Source organism: Paenibacillus sp. PastF-3 (assembly GCF_029893135.1).
Taxonomy (GTDB): domain Bacteria; phylum Bacillota; class Bacilli; order Paenibacillales; family Paenibacillaceae; genus Paenibacillus_AQ; species Paenibacillus_AQ nitricinens.
The window spans coordinates 74,772-97,757 of record NZ_JARXWM010000020.1 but is presented as its reverse complement, the minus strand read 5'-3'; the positions used below and the strand labels follow the sequence as shown (position 1 = coordinate 97,757).

21 protein-coding genes are annotated in these 22,986 nt (G+C 43.5%); 18 read left to right on the top strand and 3 right to left on the bottom strand.

The genetic code is table 11. The features are described 5' to 3' along the window. Window positions 1-12 precede the first annotated feature (12 nt). The 6 genes from sufD (at window position 13) to M2444_RS28130 (ending at window position 8,478) form a co-directional block, all read left to right on the top strand. Window positions 13-1,314, top strand: a complete 1,302-nt coding sequence (gene sufD, locus M2444_RS28155; protein ID WP_280788646.1) for a Fe-S cluster assembly protein SufD — start codon at window positions 13-15, stop codon at window positions 1,312-1,314. After that, on the top strand, window positions 1,311-2,537 hold the full coding sequence (locus M2444_RS28150; protein ID WP_094876188.1) for a cysteine desulfurase: 1,227 nt from the start codon (window positions 1,311-1,313) through the stop codon (window positions 2,535-2,537). The genes sufD and M2444_RS28150 overlap by 4 nt, the downstream gene beginning before the upstream one ends. Continuing rightward, window positions 2,524-2,955 carry a Fe-S cluster assembly sulfur transfer protein SufU gene (gene sufU / locus M2444_RS28145; RefSeq protein ID WP_094870370.1) on the top strand — a complete coding sequence of 144 codons (432 nt, stop codon included), beginning with the start codon at window positions 2,524-2,526 and terminating at the stop codon, window positions 2,953-2,955. Before M2444_RS28150 ends, sufU begins: the two co-directional genes overlap by 14 nt. A gap of 24 nt (window positions 2,956-2,979) precedes the next feature. Next, a complete protein-coding gene (gene sufB, locus M2444_RS28140; protein WP_042186357.1) occupies window positions 2,980-4,377 on the top strand; it encodes a Fe-S cluster assembly protein SufB in 1,398 nt (465 codons plus the stop codon). 475 nt (window positions 4,378-4,852) lie between these two features. Further along, a complete protein-coding gene (locus M2444_RS28135; RefSeq protein WP_094876189.1) occupies window positions 4,853-6,613 on the top strand; it encodes an ABC transporter ATP-binding protein in 1,761 nt (586 codons plus the stop codon). A 5-nt stretch (window positions 6,614-6,618) separates the two neighbouring features. After that, window positions 6,619-8,478, top strand: coding sequence for an ABC transporter ATP-binding protein (locus M2444_RS28130; RefSeq protein WP_094870372.1), 1,860 nt, complete (start codon window positions 6,619-6,621; stop codon window positions 8,476-8,478). Between the two features lie 69 nt (window positions 8,479-8,547). Here M2444_RS28130 and M2444_RS28125 read toward each other — a convergent pair whose 3' ends face one another. The 3 genes from M2444_RS28125 to M2444_RS28115 form a co-directional block, all read right to left on the bottom strand. Next, on the bottom strand, window positions 8,548-8,796 hold the full coding sequence (locus M2444_RS28125) for a DUF7667 family protein (RefSeq protein WP_094876191.1): 249 nt from the start codon (window positions 8,794-8,796) through the stop codon (window positions 8,548-8,550). Between the two features lie 419 nt (window positions 8,797-9,215). Continuing rightward, window positions 9,216-10,256 carry an HD-GYP domain-containing protein gene (locus M2444_RS28120; RefSeq protein WP_094870374.1) on the bottom strand — a complete coding sequence of 347 codons (1,041 nt, stop codon included), beginning with the start codon at window positions 10,254-10,256 and terminating at the stop codon, window positions 9,216-9,218. A 77-nt stretch (window positions 10,257-10,333) separates the two neighbouring features. Then, a complete protein-coding gene (locus M2444_RS28115) occupies window positions 10,334-11,047 on the bottom strand; it encodes a molybdenum cofactor biosynthesis protein (protein WP_280788645.1) in 714 nt (237 codons plus the stop codon). 136 nt (window positions 11,048-11,183) lie between these two features. Between M2444_RS28115 and M2444_RS28110 the strand changes: the two genes are divergently transcribed. The 12 genes from M2444_RS28110 (at window position 11,184) to M2444_RS28055 (ending at window position 22,957) form a co-directional block, all read left to right on the top strand. Continuing rightward, a complete protein-coding gene (locus tag M2444_RS28110; RefSeq protein WP_256989819.1) occupies window positions 11,184-12,623 on the top strand; it encodes a bifunctional metallophosphatase/5'-nucleotidase in 1,440 nt (479 codons plus the stop codon). Window positions 12,624-12,696: 73 nt separating this feature from the next. Beyond that, window positions 12,697-13,524, top strand: a complete 828-nt coding sequence (locus M2444_RS28105; RefSeq protein ID WP_280788644.1) for an undecaprenyl-diphosphate phosphatase — start codon at window positions 12,697-12,699, stop codon at window positions 13,522-13,524. Window positions 13,525-13,669: 145 nt separating this feature from the next. After that, window positions 13,670-14,773, top strand: a complete 1,104-nt coding sequence (locus M2444_RS28100; RefSeq protein ID WP_094870378.1) for an HD-GYP domain-containing protein — start codon at window positions 13,670-13,672, stop codon at window positions 14,771-14,773. Between the two features lie 231 nt (window positions 14,774-15,004). Continuing rightward, the gene (yfkAB, locus tag M2444_RS28095) at window positions 15,005-16,141 is read left to right on the top strand and encodes a radical SAM/CxCxxxxC motif protein YfkAB (protein ID WP_094870379.1); all 1,137 of its coding nucleotides are present in this window, start codon (window positions 15,005-15,007) and stop codon (window positions 16,139-16,141) included. Window positions 16,142-16,192: 51 nt separating this feature from the next. Next, on the top strand, window positions 16,193-17,521 hold the full coding sequence (locus tag M2444_RS28090) for a hemolysin family protein (protein ID WP_094870414.1): 1,329 nt from the start codon (window positions 16,193-16,195) through the stop codon (window positions 17,519-17,521). A 163-nt stretch (window positions 17,522-17,684) separates the two neighbouring features. Then, entirely contained in the window at window positions 17,685-18,365 is a 681-nt protein-coding gene (locus tag M2444_RS28085; protein WP_094870415.1) for a response regulator transcription factor, read from the top strand. Continuing rightward, window positions 18,362-20,116 carry a sensor histidine kinase gene (locus M2444_RS28080; RefSeq protein ID WP_094876197.1) on the top strand — a complete coding sequence of 585 codons (1,755 nt, stop codon included), beginning with the start codon at window positions 18,362-18,364 and terminating at the stop codon, window positions 20,114-20,116. The genes M2444_RS28085 and M2444_RS28080 overlap by 4 nt, the downstream gene beginning before the upstream one ends. Window positions 20,117-20,158: 42 nt before the next feature. Beyond that, complete coding sequence (pssA, locus tag M2444_RS28075; protein ID WP_094870381.1) at window positions 20,159-20,683, top strand: CDP-diacylglycerol--serine O-phosphatidyltransferase; 525 nt, start codon at window positions 20,159-20,161, stop codon at window positions 20,681-20,683. A gap of 7 nt (window positions 20,684-20,690) precedes the next feature. Next, window positions 20,691-21,185, top strand: coding sequence for a DedA family protein (locus M2444_RS28070; protein WP_094870382.1), 495 nt, complete (start codon window positions 20,691-20,693; stop codon window positions 21,183-21,185). A 48-nt stretch (window positions 21,186-21,233) separates the two neighbouring features. Next, window positions 21,234-22,259, top strand: a complete 1,026-nt coding sequence (locus M2444_RS28065) for an AI-2E family transporter (RefSeq protein ID WP_280788643.1) — start codon at window positions 21,234-21,236, stop codon at window positions 22,257-22,259. A 209-nt stretch (window positions 22,260-22,468) separates the two neighbouring features. Further along, a complete protein-coding gene (locus M2444_RS28060; protein WP_094870384.1) occupies window positions 22,469-22,687 on the top strand; it encodes a spore coat associated protein CotJA in 219 nt (72 codons plus the stop codon). A 3-nt stretch (window positions 22,688-22,690) separates the two neighbouring features. Next, window positions 22,691-22,957: a spore coat protein CotJB gene (locus M2444_RS28055; protein WP_094870385.1), complete on the top strand. Its 267-nt coding sequence runs from the start codon at window positions 22,691-22,693 to the stop codon at window positions 22,955-22,957. Window positions 22,958-22,986: the final 29 nt, after the last annotated feature.

Genomic DNA, 22,986 nt, shown 5'->3' with positions numbered 1-22,986 from the left:
AGGAGAACACTTATGACGACACAGACCATTCTTCCGGTGGATGCCGAGCGCTTGAGCGAATTATCGCATAGTAGCGGCGAACCGGGTTGGCTGAAAGAAAGCCGCTTGAAAGCACTTGAACTGGCAGCTACTCTGACACTGCCTAAATTAGAGAAGACACGGATCGATCGTTGGAATGTGAACAATTATGGTAGCTTCAAAGCAAGCGAAACCATTGCTTCACTGAAGGATGCACCTGCTTCCATTTCCTCCTTGATCAAGGATCAGGAAGAAGGCAGTCTGATTATTCAACGTAACTCTGGTGCAGTATATACACGACTAGCGCCTGAACTTGCAGCACAGGGTGTTATTTTTACCGATCTGCAAACAGCTGTTAAAGAGCATGGAGATTTGGTACAACGGTACCTGCATAAGGCAATTCAACCTGACGAGCATTCAATCGCTGCGCTTCATGCAGCATTATGGAACGGTGGAGTATTCCTCTATGTTCCTAAGAATGTAGTGGTTGAAACTCCACTTCAGGCGGTGCTGTTAACAGATGATGCGGAAGCTTCGTTTGTTCCTCACATTCTTGTTGTAGCGGATACTAATAGTTCCCTGACATACGTAGACAACTATGTGTCGGATAAAGAGGAAGCTGGCTTGCACAATGGTGCTGTAGAAGTATTCGTGGGTGCAGGCGCTAAAGTACGTTATGCTACAGTGCATCAGCTGGGCGTGGATACAACAGATGTGACTTACCGCCGCGCTGTTGTTGAGAATGACGGAACGATCGAATGGATTGTTGGAGAGATGAACTATGGTGATACAGCAAGTGATACCAAGTCTGTGCTTAAAGGTAATGGCTCTAGCTCGGATGCTAAAGTAATTGCTGTGGGTACGGGATCACAGAAACTGAATTACACTACTCAAGCTCAGCATTTCGGCAAAAATACCCCAAGTGACATGATCACTCGTGCGGTTATGCGTGATAATGCGACTTCTATCATCAACGGAATTACCAAGATCGAGAAAGGTGCTACAAGAGCCGACGGTCAGCAAACGGAGAAAGTATTGATGCTGAGTCCAAAAGCCCGTGGTGACGCCAATCCGATCCTGCTGATTGATGAAGATGATGTTACAGCAGGCCATGCCGCTTCCGTAGGACAGGTCAATCACGAGCAAGTCTTTTACCTGATGTCCCGCGGAATTACACGGCATGATGCAGAAACTCTGATCATCTATGGCTTCTTGGCTCCTGTTGTGTCGCAAATTCCACTAGAGGGACTGCGCAATCAGCTCCAATCTCTTGTGGAAAGGAAGTTAGGTCAATGATTAGCAATGCCATCCGGGAGCAATTTCCCATACTGAACCAGAATGTGAACGGACATCCACTGGTCTATCTGGACAGTGCTGCTACTTCACAGAAGCCTCGTCAAGTGATTGAGGCGGTCAAGTCGTATTATGAGTGGGATAACGCCAACGTACACCGTGGCGTCCATACTCTAGGCAGCCGTGCAACAGATGCCTACGAGGGAGCCCGGGAGAAGCTAGCTAAGTTTATTAACGCCCGCAGCACTAAAGAAATCATCTTTACGCGCGGCACAACCACTGCCCTAAATCTTGTTGCCTCTTCTTACGGGCCATCTGCAGTGGGTGAAGGCGATGAAATTGTCATCACCCTGATGGAGCATCATAGTAATTTGATCCCTTGGCAGCAGCTAGCTAAGAAGACAGGTGCTACTTTAAAATATATACCGTTGCAACCTGACGGAACGATTACGCTTCAAGATGCTGAGAAGACGATTACGGATAAAACTAAGATCGTTGCTATCGCTTATGTATCTAATGTTATGGGAGTAACTCATCCGATTAAAGAGCTTGCGGCAATTGCTCATCGTAACGGTGCGGTAATTGTCGTAGACGGCGCACAGAGCACACCTCATATGAAGGTTGATATGCAGGATCTGGATTGTGATTTCTATGCACTTTCCGGACATAAAATGCTAGCACCGACTGGAATTGGAGCTTTGTACGGCAAAAGAGCACTTTTGGAAGCTATGGAGCCTGTTGAGTTCGGTGGCGAAATGATTGATGATGTCGGTCTCTACGAATCGACATGGAAGGAACTCCCTTGGAAGTTCGAGGGAGGCACACCGATCATTGCGGGTGCTGTTGGATTAGGTGCGGCAGTAGATTTCTTGCAAGAAATCGGCATGGATGCGATTCACAGCCATGAGAAGCAGCTTGCAGCATACGCAGAGCAACGTCTATCTGAAATAGATGGTTTAACTATTTATGGTCCTCACAATCGTGAGGTTGGCGTTGTCACCTTTAATCTGGGTGACGTTCACCCGCATGATGTCGCTACAGTACTAGATGCGGAGGGTATTGCCATCCGTGCTGGTCATCACTGCTGTCAGCCGCTGATGCGCTGGCTGGAAGCCAGTTCAACAGCACGTGCAAGCTTTTACCTGTATAACACCGAGCAGGATGTAGATCGACTGGTGGACGCTTTAATCAAGACAAAGGAGTACTTCGGCTATGAACTTGGATGACTTGTACAGACGCGTAATTATGGATCATTATAAAAGTCCTCGGAATCGTGGTTCATTTGAAGATGATGCTCTGAAAATTGAACTGAATAACCCAACTTGTGGTGACCGTATTACACTTCAGCTTAAGGTAGAGGATGGAATCGTAAAAGATGCCCGTTATAACGGTGAAGGTTGTTCGATCAGTATGTCATCGGCTTCGATGATGACTGAGGCGATCAAAGGACAAACGGTTGAACGTGCGCTTGAACTAGCTGATAACTTCTCCTTACTGATGAAGGGTGAAGATGTGGATTTTGGAGAGTATGAAGATATCGAAGCCCTATCGGGTGTGAATAAATTTCCTGCGCGGATCAAATGCGCAACACTGGCTTGGAACGCACTTCGTAAAGGAATTGACGAAGAAGAGCAACATAAATAATAGTAGAACAAGGAGGCTGACACCATGGCTAAGAAAGCGCCTGATATGGAAGAATACCAGTACGGGTTCCGTGATGAGCATAAGTCGATATTCCAGTCTGGTAAAGGTTTGACGGCCGAAATTGTTAAAGAAATTTCAGCAATCAAAAATGAACCACAGTGGATGCTTGATTTCCGCTTAAAATCACTTGAACAGTTCCGTAAAATGCCAATGCCTACATGGGGCGGCAATATGGACGATTTAGATTTTGAGGATATTCAATATTATGTAAGACCTTCCGAGAAACAAGGGAAGACCTGGGAAGAAGTTCCTTCCGAAATCAAGGAAACCTTTGATAAGCTGGGTATTCCTGAAGCGGAACAGAAGTTCCTCGCCGGCGTCTCGGCACAATATGAATCTGAGGTTGTATACCACAGCATGCAGAAGAGCCTTGAAGATCAAGGGGTTATTTTTACAGATACCGATACTGCACTGCGTGAACATCCAGAACTTCTTAAGAAGTTCTTCGGGACGATCATCCCTCCAACCGATAATAAATTTGCAGCACTTAACAGTGCAGTTTGGTCAGGCGGAAGCTTCATCTACGTTCCTAAAGGTGTGAAATGTGAAGTTCCTTTGCAGGCTTACTTCCGTATTAACTCCGAGAACATGGGACAATTTGAGCGTACCTTGATCCTCGCTGACGAAGACAGCTTCGTGCATTATGTAGAAGGTTGTACAGCGCCAATCTATAGCACGAATTCTCTGCATAGTGCGGTTGTTGAAATCTTGTGTATGAAGAACTCACGCGTTCGTTATACTACGATTCAGAACTGGGCTCCAAACATCTACAACCTCGTTACTAAACGTGCGGTTGCAGAAGAGAATGCAACGATGGAATGGGTCGATGGCAACATCGGTTCCAAGCTGACTATGAAATACCCTGCGGTTGTTCTTAAAGGCCGTGGAGCTAAAGGTTCAGTGCTGTCCATCGCGGTAGCGGGTAAAGGCCAGCATCAGGATGCAGGCGCCAAGATGATCCATTTGGCTCCAGACACAACTTCCACCATTGTATCGAAATCAATTAGTAAGCACGGCGGTAAAGTGACTTATCGTGGTCTTGCTTCCTTCGGCCGTCAGGCAGAAGGTGCGAAATCGAACATCAAATGTGATACACTCATTTTGGATAACGAATCCACTTCGGATACGATTCCTTACAATGAAATCATGAACGATAACATCGTTCTTGAGCACGAAGCAACGGTATCCAAAGTTTCTGAGGAGCAGCTGTTCTATCTAATGAGCCGCGGCCTAACAGAAGCTGAGGCAACTCAAATGATCGTTATGGGCTTCATCGAACCGTTCACCAAAGAACTGCCGATGGAATATGCAGTCGAAATGAACCGTTTGATCAAATTCGAAATGGAGGGAAGTATCGGTTAACCTTGATTTATCAAGGTTCCGGCTTCACTCTAATAAGTAATACAAAATACGTATTCGCAGTGATCTTGATGCTTTTATGCTCAAGTCACTCGTATACGTATTTTTTTATTGGAAATTGAAGTGAGGTTTTCATTTGAGAGGCCTAAAATCCAAATTTTATGCAAAAAAGCATGATAAAAGTTTTTTTTGGAGGGGGCGGTCACATTAAGGATTATGATGTTTCTTAATTCAACAGCATTAAGGAGGAAACTCGAGTATTTTAAGACAATGATGGTCGTTTATCACCTATATATGGGTCTTTTTTCCGAAATAACAGGATAAACGCTCAATTCTACCCTTTGCCGCTTTAAATTAGGGATGATACACTGCTTAAAGTCACTAAATTGAAAGCGCTAAAAAATAGCTTTACGAAGTAAAGCTAAGTCTATGCTTACGAAGGTCAGATTTACTTCGTAAAGCTTTAAGGAGGAGAGATATGGATGTTCTCAGGCAACTGCGAGGCTATTACCGAGAGAAGCTGCATTATTTAATTCTTTCGATTGTATGCTTGGCCGCCGCAACTGCAGTGGGGCTAATAACCCCCAATTTGTTAAGGAAGCTGATCGATGAAGTAATTGTTCCACTCAAGTTTAAAGAGGTGCCTGTGTTGGCTCTCAGTGTGTTAGCTGTAGTAATCGTAAAAGCATGCCTGCAATTTGCACATGGTTTTTACGGAGGGCGGTTAGGTAATTTTCTAGCATATCGGCTACGTAACGCTTGTTATGAGAAATTGCAATTTCTATCTTTCCGTTATTATGATACCGCGAAAACAGGAGATCTGATGTCCCGGCTGACCGGGGATTTGGAAGCGATTCGGAACTTTATCGGTTTTGGTTTTGCTCAGTTGCTAAATGTGTTTTTTATGGTGTTCTTTGGTTCTATTATGATGTTCACCATTAATTGGCAGCTAACATTGGTTACTTTGATTACTATGCCATTTCTGGCAGCAGTAGCTTTAAGATTTGAGTCCAAGATTCATCCGGCCTTCCAAGAGATGCGCCTTGCGCTGAGTTCTCTGACAACGGCTGTACAGGAGAATATCACGGGTGTGCGAACTGTCAAATCGTTTGCTAGAGAGGCTCACGAAGTTGAGAAATTCTCACACCGTAATGAACGTTATAAGAATAATCAGATTTTTGCCGCAGAGCTCTGGAGTAAGTTCTTTCCTGTCATGGAGCTTTTAGCATCGGTGAGTATAGCTATCCTGTTAGGCGTAGGTGGTACACTTGTCATTAACGGGAAAATGTCACTAGGGGAATTGGTTGCCTTCTTCAGTTTGATTTGGTACATCATTGGACCGGTATGGGGGCTAGGCTTTCATATTAATAACTATACACAGTCCAAAGCTTCGGGAGAACGTGTACTTGAAGTACTTAATCAAAAAATTGATGTGAAGGATAAAGAGGATGCCCGTGAACTGGTGCCTTCCGAGGTTAAAGGGGACGTTGCCTTTAATCATGTCACCTTTGCGTACGGGAACAAAATGCCTGCTGTTACTGACATCCATTTTGAAGCCAAATCAGGTGAAATTATCGGATTTCTTGGAGGCACAGGTTCAGGTAAATCCACTATTACTCAACTGATGATGCGTGCTTATGATGTCAATGAAGGGAGTATTACGCTGGATGGCATTGATATTAGAGAATATAGTGTGCGCAGTCTGCGGTCACAGATTGCCACCGTATTCCAGGAAACATTCCTGTTCTCCTCATCCATCCGCAACAATATCTCATATGGTTTGAAAAATGTAAGCATGGAGGAGATTATCCGTGCTGCACAGCTGGCAAAGGCGCATGATTTCATCATGGAGATGGCAGACGGCTATGACACTGTAGTGGGTGAACGCGGGATGGGGCTCTCTGGCGGACAAAAGCAGCGGATTGCGATCGCAAGAGCCCTGCTTAAGAATCCGCGTATTCTCATCCTCGACGATGCGACTAGTGCGGTCGATATGGAAACGGAACATGAGATTCAAGCGGGATTCCAGGAGGTCATGAATGGGCGTACAACACTTATAATTGCCCATCGGATATCCTCCTTGCGACATGCGGATCAGATCATTGTCATGAACGAAGGTCATGTTCAGCAGCGTGGTACTCATCAGGAGCTAATTGAGGTTCCGGGCCCATACCAAGATGTATACCGGATACAATATGCTGACTATCTGGCCAGAGCTACCGGAAGAGGGGAGGAGTGAGGCATATGAAACTTGAAGCCAAACAGAACACCGCTACGGTAGCAAAGCGTAAAGCAGCCGAGCAGAAGACACTTGATGAACGTTTCGTGTACAAAGACGATGATGTTATCGACAAAGCGTTTGACTGGAAGCAGTTCACCAGATTATTCAGCTATATGAAGCCTTACGCCAAACAGATGCTTCCACTGGTATCTATCATGATGATTCTGGGAACCATTACGAAGCTGACCGTTCCTTTCTTGACAAGTTTAGCTATCGACCGTGCTATAGCACCTAAGGTTGGGAATCCAAGCTTAACACTTCTTTATTCGCTTACGGCAGGTGTCATTGTCTTATATCTCATTCAATGGATTGCAGGTGTGTACCGGATTAAGTACACGAACATCATTGGACAAAGAGTCATTTATGACTTGCGTTCTGACTTGTTCAAGCATATTCAGAAGCTCTCTTTTAACTTCTTCGATAAACGCCCGGCAGGCTCGGTATTAGTACGTGTAACGAATGATATCAACTCACTGCAGGATTTGTTCACGAACGGAGTAGTCAATCTGATGATTGACTGTGTACAGCTTTTGGGGATTACCATTATTCTGTTATTGATCAACTGGAAACTTGGTCTTGCAGTAATGGTTACGGTTCCGATCATGTTCTTTATTTCTACTAAGCTGCGTCAGAAGATTCGGATCGCTTGGCAGGATGTGCGGATGAAGAACTCTAGAATTAATTCTCACTTAAACGAATCGATTCAGGGGATCAGAGTCACACAGGCCTATACACAAGAACGTGAAAACATGAATTATTTCGATTTTATGAATACAGACAGCAAAAAGTCCTGGAATAAAGCATCTGCGATGAACCAAGCTTTCGGGCCGATGATCGAGATCACTGGTGGTTTTGGAACGATGATCCTCTTTTGGCTAGGAGCGTATCTCATCCAATCTGGCGAGCTTACTGTCGGTTTGCTGGTAGCGTTCAGTTCTTATGTCAGCAACTTCTGGGACCCGATCAACCGTCTGGGGCAGATGTATAACCAGCTCCTGGTAGCGATGGCTTCCTCAGAACGGATCTTTGAATATTTGGATGAGCAGCCTTCGGTTCAAGATAATCCAGGGGCTAAACCACTAGGGATGATTCGTGGAGATATTACCTTTAATAAAGTTGTTTTTGAATATGAAAAAGGTCGGGCGGCTTTAAAAGGCATCGATCTGGATGTAAAAGCTGGGCAATCGATCGCGCTGGTGGGTCATACTGGCTCAGGGAAAAGTACAATTATTAATCTGATTGGCCGGTTCTATGATATTAAGAGCGGAAGAATTACGATTGACGGTGAAGATATCCGTGAAGTTACACTAGATAGTCTGAGAAGGCAGATCGGAATCGTGCTGCAGGACACCTTCATCTTCTCAGGAACGATTCGCGATAATATCCGATTTGGCCGACTGGATGCTACCGATGAAGAAGTGGAAAATGCTGCGAAAGCAGTAGACGCCCATGACTTTATTATGAAGCTTCCTGGCGGGTATGAGACAGAGGTAGAAGAGCGTGGTAGTGCCTTGTCCATGGGACAGCGTCAGCTGCTCTCCTTTGCCCGTGCATTATTGGCGAATCCACGGATTCTGATCCTTGATGAAGCTACGGCAAGTATTGATACAGAAACGGAGCTGAAGATTCAAGAGGCACTCAAAATCTTACTTCAGGGCCGGACCTCCTTTATCGTCGCTCATAGACTATCTACCATTCGCCATGCGGATAAAATAGTCGTTCTGGACCATGGTGAGATTAAAGAAGAAGGAACCCACCGGGAACTGACATCACGTGATGGTGTGTATAACGGATTAATAGAAGCGCAGTTCCGCTTTCTATAGCAAAGAACAACAGCCCATTCCCCTTGCGAAAGCAAATGAGGAGTGGGCTGTTTTATATCGTACATCCAATTATTTCGGGCGTTTAGGTAATCTACCCGTTATACGTAGCTCAAACATTTGGGCACAAATATCCTGATGCCACTGTGTATCCGTTGTTTGTTCCGCTAACAGTATTTCATTCTGTAGTCGTGCCATCTCGAAGCAGTAAGTAGCATTCACCTGAAGGCATTGCTGTTGTTCCGTTTCTTCGGAGGCTGTAAGCTGACGTAGACGACTTAGAGTGTATAGCTCGGCAAGACGTTCATGGACTGGAAGCATACATTTTACCTCCTGGAAATAGTTAAGCCACATATTAGTCTCGCCAAGAAAATTGTAATTCAATCATCATGAGAATACATTTGTAACCTTCCTATCATGATCAAGGATTTCGAGCAATGGGAGAACCTGTGGGATATTTAAAGGAAGGTTTGATAAAGGAAGGTACGGAATTAGCATTCTGGATTCGGAGCTTTCTATTGCAGTAATCTACAATAGAAAGCTCCTTTACCGCTCACCAAATAACATCTATTGCACTCTGTGCAACTGTTATTCAAAAAATGTGCTATTAAAGGGCATTTTACTATTATTGATTGCACAAAATACAACAGAACTACATTCCAGCTCAATATACATAAATTCTGTTGCACAAAATGCAACAGAAAAGATCCCCCCTAAAGAAAACGGGGGATCAAAGCGCCCTAGTCCATATAAATTTCTACAATGGCAACGTTCCGTTCGCGGGAAAGATCCACGAACATTCCGTCAATCTTTACCAGTGGACGGAAAATATCGACCATATTGTTCATAATAATCACGCCAATATCACCTGTGTCCAGCAACACACGCTTGCCGATGAAATTGGGCATTAAATGCTGGATAAACGCTTGAACCGTTCTAGCATTCAGTTTACCGAAGCTTAGATTGTTTATTTCACGCAGGACGGAAATAAGCTCTTGCTTCGACTGATAGACTCGTTTAGAAGTCATCGCACTATAGATGTCAGCTACAGCTGCGATTTGTGCATAAGGATGAATATCGGCTTTGGTTAGACCGCTCGGATAGCCAGAGCCGTCCTCACGTTCATGATGTTGGAGAGCAGCCAAAGCTGTGTAAGAATCGTCCATGGAATTCCGTATAATTTCGTAGCCGTACTTTGTATGTAGTTTGATTTCCTCGAACTCATCTGGCGTTAGCTTGCCTGGTTTATTCAAGAGAGAGGGTGAAATCCGACATTTTCCAATATCAATCAAATATCCTGCACGACCAATTTCATAGCATTCTTGTTTGGAATAACCAAGCCATATCGCAATATAATAAGAGAGCATGCCTACCTGAAGGGAGTGATTGTAGGTATAGTTATCTTCCCGATCTAGCAAAAGCAGGAGGGACACTACATCTTTATGCTTGTCCAAAGTTTGAAGCGAAGGCTGAAGAATGTCGTTTACCACGGATTGGTTGAAGCTTCCTTTTAATAACGCTTCCATATAAAGAGACTCGAAGCCGTCAATCATGGTATCAAAACTAGTGGTCACCGTTTGAATAATTGAAGGTCTGCTGAGGGGTGATACCTCTTCCTCTAACGTCTCGATATCAACATAATCAACTCCGAGCTGCATCAGCTTGGCAATATCATTTATTTGGAGCAGCGATCCTTTTGGTAATACATGTAAACCCCTAGAACTATACGCGTCCGCGTTAAGGTGATTACCAGGTTTTAGATCCGAGACGTGTACTCTCAATGCCTATGCCACCTTTTATCCGATTTTATCCAGAATATCAACAAAGTTCAGATTTTTCAATCAAAAAGGAGAAAAGATTATTTGGAGGTTATATCGATAGCTTTTTGATCAGCGTTCACCCAATGTTGGCCCGATTCATTAATGTCTTTTTTCCAAACGGGAACCGTCTGTTTCAATCGTTCAATGGCAAAGCGGCTGGCTTCGTAACAGGTATCGCGATGGGGTGTGGAGATGGCAATGATAACACTTGCTTCCTTTAAACCTACATGCCCAATGCGGTGAGATATGGCGCAGTTTGCGCTCCAGCGGTTCTTGACCTCTTTACCAATCTCCTCTAGTTTACTTAAGGCCATAGGAATATAGGCTTCATAATGAAGTGCGGTTGTACGTTGTTCACCGGTCATTTCACGTGTAGTGCCGATAAATACTAAGGATGCTCCGTGATCGACGTCAAGAACAGCATTTAGAAGCTTCTCTGCATTTAAAGGCTGGTCCGATATACTGTAGAGACCATTAGTAGAAGTTTCATATATAGTGCCATTCTCCCCCCCGGAAACTGGAGGAATAAGTGCGACTTCGGAAGACGCTGTGATGATAGAATCATCAGGAGCATATTCTTGGTCAATGGCAATTAAAGAAGCCCCAATTTGGGATGCTGCGTTCGGATAAGAGGCAGATAGAAGCTCCTTCAGCTTGCTAGCTGTTAAGGGAATCTCAGTCGCTTGGAAGGACAGAGAAGAAGAGCCGATTGTCTCAGCCAGACCCGCGAATAGTCGGATAGTAATATGCATTTTTATTCTCCTCTGATGTATGATCTGATGTCTTCAATATACCATAATGTGTCTGAAAATGTTATGCTAGGCTCTATAAGATCACGCACCGACTGCTTCATTAAAGAGCAGCTCAAGGGTAGGAGGAATGTTGCTTATGGGGCATGTGCCGCAAAGACTGACCATACTTCATACCAATGATATACATAGCCATTTTGAAATGGTAAGTCCGATGGCAGCGGAAATATTCGCACAAAGGGCTGCAGCGGGAGAAGAGCCTGTACTGCTGCTGGATATTGGTGATCATATGGATCGTGCAGCTGTTGAAACAGAAGGCACTATGGGTCAGGCTAACATCGACGTATTAAACTTAACAGGATATGATGCTGTAACCATTGGCAATAATGAGGGACTTACGTTCTCACAGGAAATGTTGTCATCTATTTTTGCTGGGTTACAGTGTCCGGTAGTTTGTTGTAATTTTGTAGAGTCTTCGACAGGAAAGCCACCAAGCTGGATGAAGTGTCATGCGATCTTGGAGAAGGATGGAATTAGAATTGGAGTGACCGGAGCAACAGCGGCATTTACTTCGTTCTATTCCCTTTTGGGCTGGGATGCTTTAGATCCTGAGACTGCGCTCCGGGAACAATGCCAACTTTTAGCGCCACAGGTGGATATTTTAATCGTTCTATCTCATCTCGGACTTCCTACGGATAAAATTCTGGCAGAACGGTTAGAGGGCGTACATGCCATTCTTGGTGGACATACGCATCATTTGCTGGAAGAGCCGCTCATGATTAACGGAACAGCGGTATGCGGAGCGGGGAAATTCGGGCGATATCTTGGGAAGTTGCAATTTGAGCGGAGAGATGAACAAGCTGAATTCTACCTGGTTACAGGTGGTTGTATTTCAATTGACCCCTTACTTAAGGAAGGGATTGTAGGTCCTGCCGTCGCAATTCATTTGGAGCATGGTCGTGAATCTCTTCAGACAGTAGTAGCGATTACAGATCGTGAGCTTCCTTTGGATTTGCAGGGAGAGTCTCCTTTTGGCAATCTTCTGGCACAAGCAGTACGTAGATTTACAGGAACTAGTTTGTCATTAGTTAACACGGGTCAACTGCTAGGACCATTGCCGGAAGGCGAGGTTACGACAGGGATGCTACACGCACTTTGTCCTTCTCCCATCAATACTTGCATAATTAAGCTAAAGGGTAAAGATATTCGCACAGCTTTGGAACAGAGCCTTACAGAGGAATTTTATAATAAGGTCATCTACGGGTACGGTTTCCGCGGGATTCATCTGGGCAGTTTGGCAGTAGATGGATTAAAAATCTTGTACGACCCACTAAAGATACCGTATGATAAGAGTGTTGCAGTTTTTGTCGAAGGAAACCCACTGGAGGATGAAAGAGAGTATAATGTTGGTACGCTGGACATGTTTACTTTCAGGGCTGGCTATGAGACGATCGCGAATGGGAAGGATGCTTTGTTTCTATTACCACATTTTTTGCGCGATCTCTTGCGGATGGAGTTACAGCGTCCAAACAGCCTCGATGAATGCTTGCTTACTCGCTGGGAGGCTAAGTCTGAATAAGGCCAACAGCTCATAATCTACACTTATAGGCTCGATTTAACAGTGCTAGATTTCCAAAAATAGGAGGACAGTTATGGACACGATTACCGCTATTATTCTAGCAATTGTCGAAGGGATCACTGAATTTATTCCTGTATCTTCGACCGGGCACATGATCTTGACTACGAAGCTATTGGGTTTCGCTGAGCAAGATTCGATTATGAAGACTTATGAAATTGTAATTCAACTAGGGGCGATTTTGGCGATTGCACTTGTTTACCGCAAGCGTGTGCTTAATTTGCTAGGGATAGGACGTAGTAGTTCGGGCAGTGGAGGCGTTATGCCGGCATCCCGTCTGAATTTAATTCATGTGATTCTTGGGATTGCCCCAGCGCTTGCTGTGGCATTTTTTGCCCGTGATTTTATCAAAAGTCTCTTTGGTGCTTCCACTGTGCTCTGGGCGCTTGTGGCCGGAGGGATTCTAATGATTGTAGCAGAATGGGTGAACAGACGCAAAATACGGATTACTGCTCACGAACTGGATGATTTGTCTTACGGACAGGCGCTGGCGATTGGATTGTATCAGATTATTTCGGTCCTCTGGCCTGGATTCTCCCGCTCCGGGTCTACGATTTCTGGAGGGATGTTAAGCGGGGTCAGCTATAAGGCCTCTGCGGATTTTTCCTTCCTCATAGCGATTCCTATCATGTGTGCGGCTTCCGGATATGAACTGCTGGATTCGTATAAAGATTTCACAAGTGAGTCGATTGGTTATTTTGTAATTGGATTTTTGATTTCTTTTGTAGTGGCGTATATAGTAGTCATTTTGTTTATGAAATTGATTCAGAAAATTAGATTAACGCATTTTGCGATCTATCGATTCATACTTGCTGCTGTATTCTGGTTGTTTATTATGCGTTAATGTCCATTGGCATATACCTAGACACATCTGATTTTCTTAAAGGTACACCTGTCTGAATGTCCATCAAAACGGTATAGACAAAGCGTGTTGCCCAAGGATTTCAATACAGAATAGTATTTTACCGTTAAAGGCAGGAGTGAGTTTAGTGCGTTTAGTATCCGTGAATCAGCTTCAAGCAGGCATGAAATTAGGTAAAAAAATATATAATGATGAAGGTCTAACTCTACTCGCGGATGGGGTGGAGCTTACGGATGCATTGATCAAGCGTCTTGCAAGGATTGACATCGGCTATATCTACATAGAGGATTCTGTCACAGACGATATTGTGATTACTAGTATTCTACAGGATGAGACGCGCAATCAGGCCCTAAAGGTGATTCGTAATCAATTTCAGCATATGTCTGGGGCTTCAGGAATTACCAAGGGTCTGTATCATCTGGACAAAAAATTTTCTAAGATCATGGATAATATTTTAGATGATATGTCTTTGCAAGAAGATCCGATGATCATGCTGATGGATATGCACACTGCTGATAACTATTTATATGTCCATTCCCTGAATGTCTGCTTGTACACTTTAGTGCTTGGTATAGCTCACGGGTATAGCAAAGAGGAACTTCGAGTGATTGGGCTTGGCGCGCTGCTGCATGATATTGGGAAGACACAAATTCCGATAAAAATCGTACAGAAACCCGGCAGGCTCAGTGATGAAGAATTCCGCCACATGCAGGCTCATACCGAAATCGGGTTTCAGATTCTAAAGGAGGAACCGAATATCCCACTGCTCGCAGCACATTGTGCCTTGCAGCATCATGAACGCATCGACGGTTCCGGATATCCTCGGGGATTAACAGGACCCCAAATCCATGAATATGCCAAGTGGCTGGGTATAGCGGACTCCTACGATGCCATGACCTCCAATAGAGTCTACAAAAAGGCTATGCTGCCACATCAAGCCGTTGAGGCCCTCTATGTTGGTTCCGGTACTTTGTATGAGCAGAAGCATTTAGAGTTGTTTAGAGATCGTGTAGCTATCTATCCGCTGGGACTTACGGTGAAGCTTAGTACGGGTGAGAGCGGGGTTGTGGTCAAAATAGATCCAAGTACGCCTCACAGGCCCACCATACGTGTGCTTACGGGTGCTGAAGGAGAGAAAGTCGTACCATTTGAACGAGATCTTAGTAAAGCCCTCTCCGTTGTTATTATTGACGTCGCAGAACAAGGCGGTTCTTTGGAAACGCAAAATTGATTATTTATAGCAGCGTGGAGAGAAGATTAGGCTTGTCCGAAGAGATGTCGGAAGCCTATTTTTCGTCTCGCTGCTTTTATTTTTTTGAAATGTAAGGTAAGTAAAGACGGCCAGAAAGACATCCAAAGTGCAGTTTTTTTGACTAACGTGGTATGATATAGGGTAAGTCATCGTTCTTTCTTCATGATTTTGGGTTAATAATAGGAATAAGATTTAAAGGAGCTAGTACAAATGAATGTTTTAAGACCATTAATATCTTCACCGAGGGAGCTGTCGCCAAGTTACGATCCATGGGATCCAATCACTTCTCTACGTAAGCATGGCCGCCATGTGCTAACGAGTGTGGAATTCACTGTAACCAATTTATGCAATATGCGATGCGAGCACTGTGCTGTAGGTGATAGTCTAACCTCTAGAGAAGGGGATATGCTACCCCTTAAGAATATGCTAGACCGTTTAGAGGAAGTTGAACATCTGGAGACCATTAGTATTACAGGCGGAGAGCCTATGTTCCGCGCCGGAACAGTAGATAATATCATTGTGCCATTGTTGAAGTACGCCAAGGAGCGGGGAATCAGATCACAAATTAATTCTAATCTGACAATGCCATATTCCCGATATGAGAAGCTGCTTCCTTATCTGGACGTTATGCATATTTCATTTAATTATGTGAACGGTGATGATTTTCATGAAGTCGGTTTTGCGAACAGTGGTCATGCGGTTGCCAAGGAAGCCGCTTACCGGTTATATAATACAATGATTGAGAACTCTCGTCAGTTAAGTGAGGATGGTATGTTAATTTCTGCGGAAACTATGATTAATTACCGTACCCACACTAAGCTGCCTGAAATTCATAAGCTGATTCTTGACATGGGAGCAAAACGACATGAGGTTCATCCGATGTACAATTCAAGCTTTGCTTCCGCACTGCCAGTGTTGTCCTTAAATGAAATGCGGACTGCGATCCATTCGTTACTGGACCAGCGTGATCCAGAGGTATGGATGCTGTTCGGCACGCTTCCGTTTTTTGCATGTAGCTTCCTGGAAGAAGATCAGAAGTTGCTAAGTAGAATGCGTGCAGAGAAGAATGTTACGCTTCGTAATGATCCGGATGGTCGGAATCGTGTGAACGTAAATATGTTTACTGGAGATGTTTTTGTTACAGATTTCGCGGATATCGCAGCCTTTGGCAACATAGATAACCAAAAATTGGATGATATATTTATCGATTGGCAGACGAAGCATCCGCTGAACCAGAAGGTAAACTGTTACTGTGATGCAGCTGGTTGTTGCGGACCTAACCTGTTAGTAGCGGATATGTATTATCCGGAAGTGGACTTCAAAACTAGAAAAGCGATCAATCTGTAGAAATGAGGCGTTGTTAACGTGGTGCATACGGAATTTGAAGTTGGGAGATTAATGCTTAATCTTTTGCTTGTTCTGGTGCTCGTATTATTGAACGGTATTTTTGTAGCAGCGGAGTTCTCATTAGTTAAGGTCAGACAGTCTCGTCTGACCCAACTTGTCAGTGAAGGTAATAAAATGGCTGGATATGCACTCAAGGTCAATAAGAAACTGGATTCGTACTTATCTGCCACCCAATTCGGGATAACACTTGCCTCACTGGGGTTAGGTTGGGTCGGTGAGCCGGCCATTTCTGAGCTGCTCGTCGAACCGTTAATGTATAAGATGGGAATTACCGATGGTACTCTGATTTCTACCGTTTCTGTTGTTATTGGATTTTCAATTATTACATTTTTACATATTGTACTTGGGGAGCTTGCACCGAAATCCCTTGCAATTCAAAGAACAGAAGGGTCTGCGCTATTGCTCTCGGCACCTCTGATGTTCTTCTATAATCTGTTCATGCCTTTTATCTGGGTACTAAATGCATCGGCGAACGCATTGCTTCGCTTAGTGGGTGTTGAGCCTGCGAATGAGGGAGAAGCCGCCCACTCAGAAGAGGAAATTCGTATCCTGATGAATCAGAGTGCTAAGAGTGGTGTCATTGATAAAGATGAGATGAAGCTGATGGATAATATCTTTGAATTCTCTGATCTGCTCGCACGTGAAGTTATGATGCCGCGTACGGACATGGATGTGCTGTACAGTAATCTTTCGCTCGAAGAAAACATGAAGATCATTACCGAAACGAGACATTCACGTTATCCGGTTGCCTTTGAAGATAAGGACCGTATTATCGGTTTTATTCATATTACCGACCTGTTGTTTGCTCCACCTGAGCAGCAGAATGATCTTACGACTTTGGTTCGACCGATCCTTAACGTACCGGAATCGATGGAGATTAGCCACACACTGCGATTTATGCAGAAGAATAAAGCTCAGCTAACGCTAGTTGTTGATGAATACGGCGGTACAGCCGGACTACTGACAGCAGAAGAAATTCTGGAAGAAATCGTAGGCGATCTTCATGACGAGTTCGAAGATGAGCGTCCAAGTGTGGAACGTAATGGAGAGTATATTTCCGTTGAGGGCCGGATGTTGATTGAAGATGTCAACGATCTTACAGGTGTAGTGATCGAAGATGATGAAGTGGATTCCATAGGTGGCTGGTTGTTTAAGGAGCTGGAAGGTAATCCAAGTAAGGGTAAACGAGTTAAAGTTGAAGATGTTGTTTTTGAAGTAGAGGAATCGACAAGACTACGGATTACTAGAATTAATATTCATCACGAACCGCGTGTGGAGGATGAAGAAACCTCTTCAGAACAAGACGAGGATAAAGATTAACCTATTGAAAATAGTACGTATTGTTCCGGGTGATCAGGGATGAAATGAACTCCTCCTGCTAGAGCTGCATGGCTCATGACAGGGGGAGTTTTTTGTGGACACATAAAGGACATAGCGTTCGACTATGCTAATATTTATAAATGATTTGAAAGCGGGGTCTAGATTGAAAAAGAAGCTTCTTCTCGTTGAGGATGAAATTCGTATTCGTGAACTGGTGTCTGATTATTTCATACAGAATGATTGGGAAGTGCTCGAAGCGGATAATGGAAAAGATGCATTGATTTGGTTTGACTCACTGCTGCCGGATCTGCTGATTTTGGATATCATGATGCCTGCCATGAATGGCTTTGAAGTGTGCCGAGAAGTTCGTGAGAAATCAGCGATACCAATCATATTGTTAACTGCCAAGTCCACAGATGAAGACAAGATCTATGGATTTGAATTAGGTGCGGATGATTATGTTACAAAGCCATTTAGTCCAAAGGTGTTGGTAGCCCGGGCAAATGCACTTATGAAGCGTGTTGAAGGCACCCATCAGCCTGAATCCAGTATAATAAAATTTGGTTCTGCGATGTTTAACACCTTAGCTCATCGGTTAGAGGTAGAAGATGCGGAAGTGGAGCTTAGCCCTAAGGAATACGATCTTTTATGGCTTTTAATACGAAATAAAGGGATTGTCATTTCAAGGGATACGATCCTTAGTCGGATTTGGGGAATTGAATTTGAAGGAGACTCCAGAGTTGTGGACAGTCATATTAAAAAGCTTAGAAGTAAATTGGGGTATGAATCTCGGTTTATTCGTACGGTGATTGGTACAGGGTACATGTTTGAGGAAGAGGCATGAGAAGACGCGGAATTACCTTTAAACTGTTTGTGATGACTGTTATCTTTTTCCTCTGCTTTTATGGGATGGTCATTCTAAGCCAAACGCTATTGTTTGATAATTTCTACCAAAAACAAAAAGAGAACCGCGTGGAGAAACATCTTAAGAGCTTTGCTGCAAGATATATAAGCGAGCCGTGGGGAAGCACTCGAACCTCCCAGGAGCTTGTTCGGTTTATGCTGCGGAATAAAACACAAATGGTTATTTTGAAGCTGGATGGAAAAATGAATTCGGAAGATCCATTTCATATAAAGTTAATTGATGATGATGGAAAGAGTATGGTTGTTTCTTTATCCCTATTCATGAATCAGTACGGGGATGCGCTTAGAGCAGCAAACATAAAAGTAGATGATCAGTTGAGCGTTGAAGGTGAACTTCTGGATGAAGACAGTTCTTCACCCGTTATACTCTACCCTATAAGTATTACAAAAAAAGGGAGCGGGACAATAGGGGAGACGGAAGAAACCGGGATGATTCATGCATCTGGTACAGTTGCAGAAATTGTACTGCCTGATATGAAAATATGGAATCCACGCCAAGGCATACTGTTTGAGGCTCTAGAGGAATGGTTTCCTTTGACGCCGGCGCAGATAGACGACTTCAAAAATTTGAAATTGCAGAAGCAAGACTGGATTGCTCCCTGGAGTGGGAGTCGTAATTCTGTGATTATCATGCCCCTTAAGCAAAGTAACGGAGAAATTGAACTACTATTCACAGTTACCTCATTACAGGAAGTCAAGGATTCGAACGAGGCGTTGCGTTGGTTCTTTTTATATCTGGGAATAGGCGGTATTGTTCTGATTTTGGTTCTTTCTCTCTTTTTTTCGAAAATGGTCACGCGTCCGCTAATTAAGTTAAACAACATAGCCAAACGGATGGTTTCTCTGGACTTTACAGGGGATACATCGATTCGGCAGAAGGATGAGCTAGGCAGTCTTTCTAATAGCATGTTTACCTTATCACTAAGTCTGGATTCTGCTTTACGAGAGTTAAGAGAGGCCAACCAGCAGCTGGTTGAGGATATGGAGCAGAAACAAAGAATGGAGATCATGCAGCAGGACTTTTTTGCTAATGCCTCCCATGAATTGAAGACACCGCTCAGTATTATCAAAGGTTTTGCGGAGGGATTAGAAGACGGTGTTAGCGCCGGAAAGCAGGATCACTACATTAAGGTGATTATTGAGGAAGCAGATAAAATGGAGTTTCTTGTTAAAAACATGCTAGATTTAGCTCGGTTGGAGTCGGGCACGATTAAACTTCGGAAAACTTCCTTCATGTTAAGTGAACTGACGGAAAAGGTGACGGACAAGCTGGTTCACTTGCTGAGTGAAAAACATTTGGAGGTCATCATTATTCCTGCGAACGAATTACCAATATATGCTGATATGAACTGGATCGAACAAGTTGTGCTGAATTTTATGACCAATGCTATCAGACATGCGGAAGAAAGAAGTTCTATCACTGTCAATATTGAGAGTCATGCCCAGACTATTGTATTCACAGTTCAAAATATAGGAGAATCCATCCCCGAAGATCAGCTGGAGCAAATTTGGGAACGGTTCTATCGGTCTGAGCCGTCTCGCAGTCGAATGACGGGTGGTACAGGTCTGGGGCTTTCCATTGCGAAGCGAATACTAGATATGCACGCTTGTCTTTATACAGTGAAAAATACGGAGAACGGCGTCAGCTTTACTGTGACCTTTGAAGGTTAAACGGATCTACAAAAAATACTACAATGAAAGGGGTGAAACCGTATGAAATTGAATTGGTTGCCTTCAATGTGCACACTTGGAAACTTGGGGCTTGGATCACTATCTTTGTATTTCACGGTTCAAGAACGATACAGCCTGGCTTTATTAATGATATTGTTTGCGGCAATATGCGATGTACTCGATGGGTTGCTGGCAAGAATACTGCAATGTACCAGTGAATTCGGTAAACAATTGGACTCATTGGCGGATATTATATCATTTGGTTTAGCGCCAACCTTCCTTATCTTATTGTATAGGTTAGAAGATGCTCACTGGATTGGACCTGCAGCTTCAGTTTTCTTTTTGATCTGTGGTGCACTTCGTTTGGCCAGATTTAATCTGTCGGCGCCTTCCAAAGGGTTCGTGGGGATGCCCATTACTGCTGCTGGAGTCATTCTGTCGATGATTTCTTTACTAGATGAACGCATGAAACCAGGACTAGTCATCGTATTAATGGCAATACTGTCCGTAATGATGGTCAGTCGTATCCCATTTCCGTCACTTAAAAAATCCTTCAACAGGAAGTGATACACCCATGCCTTGGATTATTGAGATCATTTCGCAGTACGGATATTTAGCCATATTTGCCCTTATGGCACTTGGGATTATCGGACTTCCTGTACCGGATGAGGTGTTAATGCTGTTTGTAGGCTATTTATCCTCCGTTATGGTTTTGGACTTTTCACTTTCTGTATTGGTTTGTTTCATGGGATCTATCACAGGAATGCTTATCAGCTATACCATTGGTTTAAGACTAGGGCAACCTGTGGTAGAAAAATTCGGCAAGTGGGTTGGACTTACACCCAAGCGTTTTGCCAGTATGAAAAGATGGTTTTTGCGGTTCGGCAACTGGGCGATTTTCATTGCCTATTTCATTCCCGGTCTGAGGCATGTATCAAGCTATATCTCAGGAATCAGTGCGATGTCTTTCAAAAAATATATACTCATAACGACTGCAGGAGCCCTAACCTGGTCACTCCTTTTTGTTTCCATCGGCTTTTTTGTGGGGGCAAGGTTTTCCTTTTTATAGCCAATGGATGATCAGCAATATTAATCGCAATTGAATGGAGCAAGATCTATGAATGTATTGAAGCGATTCTACGCGAATATAACCACCAGGCGTTTTTTTATTCTCGCACTTATCGGGTTGCTGCTGTTCAGTATTCGAGGGATGCTTAATCTGGTGTTGCTGACGTTTTTGATTGCTTTTGTCATGAACAGCTTTCAGACATTGCTTAGTAAACAAATCGGTAAATTTATGAAGGTCAACAGTAAGGTGATTATTGTCATTTTATACCTCGCTTTAATCGCAGTGATTGTACTGGCCCTTGCTAAATATCTCCCTAAAGTATTGGAACAGATTAAGCAATTAACCATCTTCCTTACCAATCTCAAATCAGAAGATCTTCCGCAGAACAAGATTACATTGTATTTGTATGATATGTTCAGGGACCTTAACTATCAGTCCTACATCAAAAGAGGTATCGATTATGTGCTGAAGGTTAGCAACTGGGGTGCGACATTTGTTATATCGACCATTCTAAGTTTTGTGTTTATTCTGGAGAAGAACCGGGTCGTCAGTTTCACTTCTAGGATGAGAGAGAGCCGGATTGCCTGGTTTTATATAGATTTGGAGTATTTCAGCCGAAAATTCATCGTTTCCTTTGGGAAAGTAATTGAAGCACAAATTCTCATTGCCATGTTCAACACCTGTCTTACTGTAATTGGCTTGTGGCTGCTTAACTTCCCATATTTATTTGCCCTTTCGATCTTGATTTTTCTGCTCAGTCTCATTCCGGTGGTTGGTTTTTTGATTTCGCTCATTCCGCTCTTAATCATCGGCTACAACATCGGTGGTCTGACAACAGTCACTTATGTGCTGGGGATTATTGCGGTATTGCATTTTATCGAAGGCTATTTCTTGAATCCTAAGTTGATGTCTACAAAAATGAATTTGCCGATGTTCTACACCTTTATCGTGTTGTTGTTTTCTGAGCATTATATAGGTGTGTGGGGACTTCTTCTTGGTATTCCCATCTTTGTATTTATGTTGGATATCCTTGAGATTACCTACGAAGAGTCGTCCGAAAAAGTGAAGTCTTGATCTTAATACTCAATATGATCCAAGTTACAAGCTGTTTTCGGTACTTTTCCGAAGGCAGCTTATTTGTCGTGTAATTACATGAAAAGTACAAGCCTGAGAGATTTTTTTGTAAATAACGTTTTATATTGTGTTCTGCTGTCATAAGTTAGCTAAGGAAGCTATGTTCAGATTCTTCAAAAAAGGAACAGGAACAAAGGAGGTACGAAAAGATGGAATCACAGGTACGGAGGTACACCCCCTTTAGGGGCCCATTTGATCCTTGCCCGCCGGTGCCGTTTAAGACTTATGTAGTTCCACCCAATCAATTCGTTAATTTTCAGCCGCCAGATTTACCTCAGTTTAGTTTGCAGGAGGCTCTAAGGTATGGCACGTTATGGCCAGCATTTTACAGTCCGTATGAGTCCAAGTGCAAAGGAGGAGGGAAATAGACTATGGAGGCAAATCCTTGCGACCAACGTTATTACGAATTGCTTGAGCAGCTGCAGACACTTGACTTTGCCTTAGTGGAGTTGAACTTATATCTAAATACTCATCCTGATGATTTGAGAAGTATTGAACAATTTAATCAGCTGACTCAGGAACGTACCAAGCTAGCGAATCAATTTCAGGAATTATATGGTCCGCTGCAGAATTTTGGCCGCGCTTATTCGAAATGTCCGTGGGAATGGAATCAGACGCCTTGGCCTTGGCAGGTATAAGAAGTGTGTACTGTAAAGAACTAAGTTTC

What these genes read in the sequence shown, in the direction of transcription:
- M2444_RS28135 (WP_094876189.1), top strand. Translation starts at nt 4,853, where the DNA reads ATGGATGTTCTCAGGCAACTGCGAGGCTATTACCGAGAGAAGCTGCAT.
- M2444_RS28130 (WP_094870372.1), top strand. Translation starts at nt 6,619, where the DNA reads ATGAAACTTGAAGCCAAACAGAACACCGCTACGGTAGCAAAGCGTAAA.
- M2444_RS28125 (WP_094876191.1), bottom strand. Translation starts at nt 8,796, where the DNA reads ATGCTTCCAGTCCATGAACGTCTTGCCGAGCTATACACTCTAAGTCGT.
- yfkAB (WP_094870379.1), top strand. Translation starts at nt 15,005, where the DNA reads ATGAATGTTTTAAGACCATTAATATCTTCACCGAGGGAGCTGTCGCCA.
- M2444_RS28110 (WP_256989819.1), top strand. Translation starts at nt 11,184, where the DNA reads ATGGGGCATGTGCCGCAAAGACTGACCATACTTCATACCAATGATATA.
- sufB (WP_042186357.1), top strand. Translation starts at nt 2,980, where the DNA reads ATGGCTAAGAAAGCGCCTGATATGGAAGAATACCAGTACGGGTTCCGT.
- M2444_RS28090 (WP_094870414.1), top strand. Translation starts at nt 16,193, where the DNA reads ATGCTTAATCTTTTGCTTGTTCTGGTGCTCGTATTATTGAACGGTATT.
- M2444_RS28060 (WP_094870384.1), top strand. Translation starts at nt 22,469, where the DNA reads ATGGAATCACAGGTACGGAGGTACACCCCCTTTAGGGGCCCATTTGAT.
- sufU (WP_094870370.1), top strand. Translation starts at nt 2,524, where the DNA reads ATGAACTTGGATGACTTGTACAGACGCGTAATTATGGATCATTATAAA.
- M2444_RS28055 (WP_094870385.1), top strand. Translation starts at nt 22,691, where the DNA reads ATGGAGGCAAATCCTTGCGACCAACGTTATTACGAATTGCTTGAGCAG.
- M2444_RS28070 (WP_094870382.1), top strand. Translation starts at nt 20,691, where the DNA reads ATGCCTTGGATTATTGAGATCATTTCGCAGTACGGATATTTAGCCATA.
- sufD (WP_280788646.1), top strand. Translation starts at nt 13, where the DNA reads ATGACGACACAGACCATTCTTCCGGTGGATGCCGAGCGCTTGAGCGAA.
- M2444_RS28080 (WP_094876197.1), top strand. Translation starts at nt 18,362, where the DNA reads ATGAGAAGACGCGGAATTACCTTTAAACTGTTTGTGATGACTGTTATC.
- pssA (WP_094870381.1), top strand. Translation starts at nt 20,159, where the DNA reads ATGAAATTGAATTGGTTGCCTTCAATGTGCACACTTGGAAACTTGGGG.
- M2444_RS28115 (WP_280788645.1), bottom strand. Translation starts at nt 11,047, where the DNA reads ATGCATATTACTATCCGACTATTCGCGGGTCTGGCTGAGACAATCGGC.
- M2444_RS28150 (WP_094876188.1), top strand. Translation starts at nt 1,311, where the DNA reads ATGATTAGCAATGCCATCCGGGAGCAATTTCCCATACTGAACCAGAAT.
- M2444_RS28065 (WP_280788643.1), top strand. Translation starts at nt 21,234, where the DNA reads ATGAATGTATTGAAGCGATTCTACGCGAATATAACCACCAGGCGTTTT.
- M2444_RS28105 (WP_280788644.1), top strand. Translation starts at nt 12,697, where the DNA reads ATGGACACGATTACCGCTATTATTCTAGCAATTGTCGAAGGGATCACT.